We start from the raw sequence: 6481 nt of genomic DNA, 5'->3' as shown, positions 1-6481 counted from the left end.
GTTCATCAACACCTTGCCGCTGCGTGTGGATGTGGGCGCGCAGGGCGTGCGCGCCGGGGTCAAGGCCACCCATGAACGCCTCACCGCCTTGCTCAACCACGAGCATGCGTCCCTGGCGCTGGCCCAGCGTTGCAGCGGCGTGGCCGCACCGACGCCGCTGTTCAGCGCAATGCTCAACTACCGGCACAGCGCCGCTGGCGATATGGCCGAGGTGATTGACGTTGCCGAAGGCATCCAGGTGCTCGGCGCCGAAGAGCGTACCAACTACCCGCTGACGGTGAATGTGGACGACCTGGGCGAAGATTTTGCCCTCACGGTGATGGTCGACGCGTCCATCGGCGCCCAGCGCGTGGCGGGCTACCTGCACACGGCCCTGGCAAGCCTGGCCGATGCGCTGGGGCAGCGACCGGAAATGCCGCTGAGCGGCCTGAACATCCTGCCCGACACCGAACGCCAGACCCTGCTGCACCGCCTCAACCACACCCCGCACACCTACGCCGATTCCCACCTGATCCACCAGCAAGTCGAACGCCACGCCGCTGCCCAGCCTGAAGCCATCGCCTTGCGCTTCAACGACCTGCGCCTCACCTACCGCCAGCTCAACGAGCGTGCCAACCAGGTCGCCCATCGCCTGCTGGCCCAGGGTATTCGCCCGGATAATCGGGTGGCGATCTGCGTGGAGCGTGGCCCGGAGATGATCATCGGCCTGCTCGGCATCCTCAAGGCCGGCGCGGGTTACGTGCCAATCGACCCGGCCTATCCGCAGGAACGCATCACCTACACCCTGGCCGACAGTGAGCCGCTGGCGGTGCTGGTGCAAGCCAATACGCGCCACCTGGCGGGCGATCTGGCGCAGATCGACCTCAACGGCTTGCGTGGCGAGTCCATCGTCAACCCGCGCGTGGCGATCAGCCCGGCGAGCCTGGCCTATGTGATCTACACCTCTGGCTCCACCGGCCAGCCCAAGGGCGTGATGATCGAACACCGCCAGGTCGCACGTTTGTTCAGTGCCACCGAACACTGGTTCGGCTTCAACCGTAACGACGTGTGGGCGCTGTTCCATTCCTTTGCGTTCGACTTTTCAGTGTGGGAAATCTGGGGCGCGCTGATGCACGGCGGGCAATTGCTGATCGTGCCGCAACTCGTCAGCCGTTCGCCGGATGAATGCTATGCGCTGCTGTGCGACGCCGGCGTGAGCATCCTCAACCAGACGCCAAGCGCGTTCCGCCAACTGATCGCCGCGCAGGGCCAGAGCCCTCAGGCGCATTCCCTGCGCCAGTTGATTTTCGGCGGTGAGGCCCTCGAACCGAGCATGCTCAAACCCTGGTACGCGCGGGCAACCAACGCCGGCACGCAACTGGTGAACATGTATGGCATCACCGAAACCACCGTGCACGTGACGTATCGCGCATTGCAGGCCGCGGATGCGCAGTTGGTCGGCGTCAGCCCGATTGGCGTGCGCATTCCCGACCTGCAGCTGTACGTGCTGGATGCGCAGCGCGAGCCGCTGCCGTTTGGCGTCGTCGGCGAGTTGTACGTGGGCGGCGCCGGCGTGGCGCGCGGCTACTTGAACCGCGACGCGCTGAACGCCGAGCGCTTCCTTGACGACCCGGCCACCGGCCTGCGCATGTACCGGACCGGCGACCTTGGCCGCCTGCTCGCCGACGGCAGCGTCGAATACCTGGGGCGTAACGACGACCAGGTGAAGATCCGTGGCTTTCGCATCGAACTCGGTGAAATCCAGGCGCACCTGGCCAACGCCCCTGGCGTGCGTGACGCCGTGGTGGTCGCCCGTGAAGACGAACCGGGCGACAAGCGCCTGGTCGCCTACGTGATCGCCGAGGATCAACTCAGCGTGGCCCAGCTGCGTGACCATCTGCAACGGCACCTGGCCGACCATATGCTGCCGAGCGCGTTTGTATTGCTCGACAAATTCCCGCTCACCACCAATGGCAAACTCGATCGCAAAGCCTTGCCCGCGCCGGGTGCCGACGCGTTGGCCCGGCGTGGCTACGAGGCGCCACAAGGCGCCGTGGAAGTGGCGATTGCCGCGATCTGGCAAGACCTGCTCAAGCTTGACCGGGTCGGGCGCCACGATAATTTCTTCGAACTCGGCGGCCATTCGCTGCTGGCGGTCAAGCTGATCGAGCGCATGCGTCAGGTCGAGCTGGGTGCCGACGTGCGTGTGCTGTTCGGCCAGCCGAGCCTGGCGGCGCTGGCCGCCGCAGTCGGCGGGCAGCAACAGGTGGAGGTCCCGGCCAACCTGATCAATCCGGCCAGCCTGCAGATCACCCCGGACATGGTGCCGCTGGTGGAGCTGAACCAGGCCGCCCTCGATCACATCGTCGACAGCGTGCCCGGCGGCCTCAGCAATGTGCAGGACATCTACGGCCTGGCGCCGCTGCAGGCGGGCATTCTGTACCACCACCTGGCAACCACCGAAGGCGACCCCTACGTGTTGCAGGTGCAGTTCAGCTTCAAGGATCAGGCGGCGGTGGACGCGTTTATCGCGGCCTTGCACAGCGTGATCGAACGCAATGACATCCTGCGCACCGCGATTCTCTGGGAAGGCCTCAACGAGCCGGTGCAGGTGGTGCTGCGCGAGGCGCAGCTGGCGGTCGAACGCATCGAAAACGTGGGCGCGGATGCCCTGGCGCAGCTGCAACAGCGCTTTGACCCACGGCACTTTCGCCTCGACCTGTCGCGCGCCTCGTTGATGCATTTTGCTTATTGCGCCGAACAGCAGCGCTACGTCGGCATCCTGCTGTTGCACCATATCCTGCTGGACCACACCGCCCTGCAGGTGCTGGTGCAGGAAATGAGCGCCAGCCTCTCCGGCAGCAACACCCAACTGGCCGACGCGGTGCAGTACCGCAACTACGTGGCCCAGGCGCGGCTCGGGGTCAGCCAGGCGCAGCACGAAGCGTTTTTCCGCGAGATGCTCGGGGATATCGACGAGCCGACCCTGGCCTTTGGCGTGCAGGATGTGAATGGCGACGGCAGCGGCATTCTCGAAGCGCACCTGTCGCTGGAGCCGGCACTCTGCCTGGGGCTGCGCGAACAGGCGCGGCAACTGGGGGTGAGCAGCGCAAGCCTGGTGCACCTGGCCTGGGCGCAGGTGCTGGGGCAGGTTTCCGGCCAGCAGGACGTGGTGTTTGGCACGGTGTTGCTCGGCCGCATGCAAGGCGGCGAGGGCGCTGACCGGGCGCTGGGGATGTTCATCAATACCTTGCCGCTGCGGGTCAGCCTGGGCGCAACCGGGGTACAAGCCGGGGTGCGCGCCACCCATGCGCGGCTCGCGCAGTTGCTCGGGCATGAGCATGCCTCGTTGTCCCTGGCCCAGCGCTGCAGTGGCGTGCCGGGTTCGCTGCCGTTGTTCAGCACGCTGCTCAACTACCGTCACAGCGCACCGGGCGAGGCCCCGGGCGAGCGTCCGTTTGCCGCCTCCGGGATCGAAATCCTCAGCTCCGAAGAGCGCAGCAACTACCCGCTGGTGCTCAACGTCGATGACCTTGGCGCAGGCTTCGCCCTGACCGTGCAGGGCCTGGCCACGCTGGATGTGCAGCGCGTCGGCGACTACATGCTGACCGCGTTGCGCCACCTGGTCAGCGCCTTGCAACAGGCGCCGACCACGCCGTTGCAGGCGGTGTCGATCGTGCCCGCCGCCGAGCGCCACACCATCCTGGTGGACTTCAACGCCACTGCGCGCGACTACCCGTCGCACCTTACGGTCAACCAGTTGTTCGAAGCCCAGGCGCTGGCGTGCCCCGAGGCGGTGGCGGCGGTGCAGGGCAACCTGTCCCTGAGTTACCGCGACCTCAACCGCCGCGCCAACCGCCTGGCCCACCACCTGATTAACCAGGGCGTGCAGCCGGGAGAAAGCGTGGCGATTGCGCTGCCGCGCTCCCTCGACCTGCTGATCTGCCAACTGGCGATCCTCAAGTGCGCGGCGGTGTATGTGCCGCTGGACGTCAACGCGCCGCTCGAGCGCCAGGCGTTTATCGTGCAGGACAGCGGTGCGCACCGGGTGCTCAATAGCCTGGCGGACCTGAACCTGGAAGGGTTGTCGCCGCACAACCCTGACGTGGACGCGTCTTCGGAGAGCGTCGCGTACATCCTCTACACCTCCGGCTCGACCGGCGCGCCCAAAGGCGTGCAAGTGCCGCACCGGGCGATTTCGCGCCTGGTGCTCAACAACGGTTATGCCGACTTCAACCCACGCGACCGCGTGGCCTTCGCCTCCAACCCGGCCTTCGACGCCAGCACCCTCGAGGTCTGGGCACCGTTGCTCAACGGCGGCTGTGTGGTCGTGGTCGAACAGGCCGAGCTGCTGTCCCAAGCGGCCTTTGGCGCGTTGTTGCAGGAGCAGTCGGTCAGCGTGTTGTGGATGACCGCCGGCCTGTTCCATCAGTACGCCGACGCACTGATGCCGGTGTTCCGCCAATTGCGCTACCTGATCGTCGGCGGCGACGTGCTCGACCCACTGGTGATCGGCCGCGTGCTCAAGCACGGCAAGCCGCAGCACTTGCTCAACGGCTACGGGCCGACCGAAGCCACCACGTTTTCCACGACCTTTGAGATCACCTCGGTCGGCACGGGCGGTATTCCGATTGGTCGGCCGATTGCAAACGCCCAGGCCTACGTGCTGGATGCGCGCCGGCAACCGGTGGCGCTGGGCGTGGTTGGCGAGCTGTATATCGGTGGCGCGGGCGTGGCCAGGGGCTATCTGAACCAGCCGCAACTGACCGCCGAGAAATTCATCCCGAACCCGTTCGGCGATGGCCTGCTGTACCGCAGCGGTGACCTGGCCTGCTGGCAGGCCGACGGCACATTGCTGTACCAGGGGCGCAATGACCTGCAGGTGAAGATTCGCGGTTTCCGTATCGAGCCCGGCGAGATCGAAGCCTGCCTGGCGGCCGTCCCCGGCGTGAAAGACGCCGTGGTGCTGGCCCGCGAAGACGAGCCCGGCGACAAGCGCCTGGTGGCGTACTACACCGCGCCGTCAGCGCTGGATATCGAAGCGCTGCGCGCGCATCTGCAAGGGCAGTTGCCGGACTATATGGTGCCGTCGGCCTACGTCTGGCTGGCGCTGTTGCCGCTGACCGCCAACGGCAAGCTCGACCGCAAGGGCCTGCCGGTGCCGGACCAGAGCGCGCTGCTCAGCCGTGGTTACGAGGCGCCGGAGGGCCCAGTGGAAACCTTGCTGGCGCAGATCTGGCAGGAGGTGCTGAAGCTGGAGCGCGTCGGACGGCATGACCATTTCTTCGAGCTCGGCGGGCATTCGCTGCTGGCGGTCAGTTTGATCGAGCGCATGCGCCAGGTCGGCCTGAGCGCCGATGTCCGCGTGCTGTTCAGCCAGCCAAGCCTGGCGGCACTGGCGGCGGCGGTCGGCAGCGGGCGTGAAATCGTGGTGCCGGCCAATCGCATCCCGCCGGGTTGCACGCAGATTACCCCGTCCATGTTGAGCCTGGTGCAGCTAGACCAGGCCGCCATCGAGCGCATCGTTGCAAGCGTGCCGGGTGGCGCAGCGAATGTGCAGGACATCTACCCGCTGGCGCCGTTGCAGGAAGGCATTCTTTACCACCATATCAGCGCCGAGCAGGGCGACCCGTACCTGCTGCAATCGCGCATGGCGTTTGACCGCCTGGAACGTTTGCACGGCTTCATGGGCGCGCTGCAACAGGTGGTGGCGCGTCACGATATCCTGCGCACCGGTGTGGTCTGGGAAGGCCTGGACAGCCCGGTGCAAGTGGTCTGGCGTGACGCGCAGCTGGTGGTGCAAGAGATTGCCCTGGACCCGGCCAACGGTGACGTCATCGAGCAACTGCATGCGCGGTTTGATGCGCGCCACTACCGCCTGGACATCACCCAGGCGCCGCTGCTGCGCATGGTTTACGCACAAGACCCGGCCAATGACCGGGTGGCGGCGATCCTGTTGTTCCACCACTTGGCGCTGGACCACACCGCCATGGAAGTGGTCGGCCAGGAGATGCGCGCATTCCTGTTCAACCAGGCGCAGGACCTGCCGCCGCCGGCGCCGTTCCGCAATTACGTGGCCCAGGCGCGCCTGGGGGTGAGTGTTGAAGAACATGAACAATTCTTCCGCGAGATGCTCGCCGATGTCGATGAGCCGACCCTGGCGTTTGGCATCCGCGATGTGCAGGGCGATGGTCGCGACATCGAAGAGGCCGAGCAACCCCTGGAGCCGGCGCTGGCGGTGCGCGTGCGTGAGCAGGCACGGCTGCTGGGCGTGAGTGCGGCGAGCCTGATGCACTTGGCTTGGGCCCAGGTACTGGGGCTGGTCGCCGGGCGTGATGAGGTGGTGTTCGGCACCGTATTGATGGGCCGTATGCAGGCTGGGGACGGCGCGGACCGCGCACTCGGGATGTTCATCAACACCTTGCCATTGCGCGTCGATGTGGCCGCCGGCGCGGCGGTTGCAGTCAAGGCGACCCACTTGCGCCTGAGCGCGCTGCTCGGC

General features: G+C 66.4%; 1 protein-coding gene. It reads left to right on the top strand.

Annotation, left to right across the window (positions count from 1 at the left end):
- On the top strand, window positions 1-6481 hold a 6481-nt coding region (locus tag WBR57_RS24195), incomplete at both ends, for an amino acid adenylation domain-containing protein (protein ID WP_424087329.1).

This window comes from Pseudomonas sp. (assembly GCF_049590575.1).
In the GTDB taxonomy this organism is placed as follows: Bacteria; Pseudomonadota; Gammaproteobacteria; order Pseudomonadales; family Pseudomonadaceae; genus Aquipseudomonas.
This window is presented reverse-complemented; position numbering and strand designations above follow the sequence as displayed.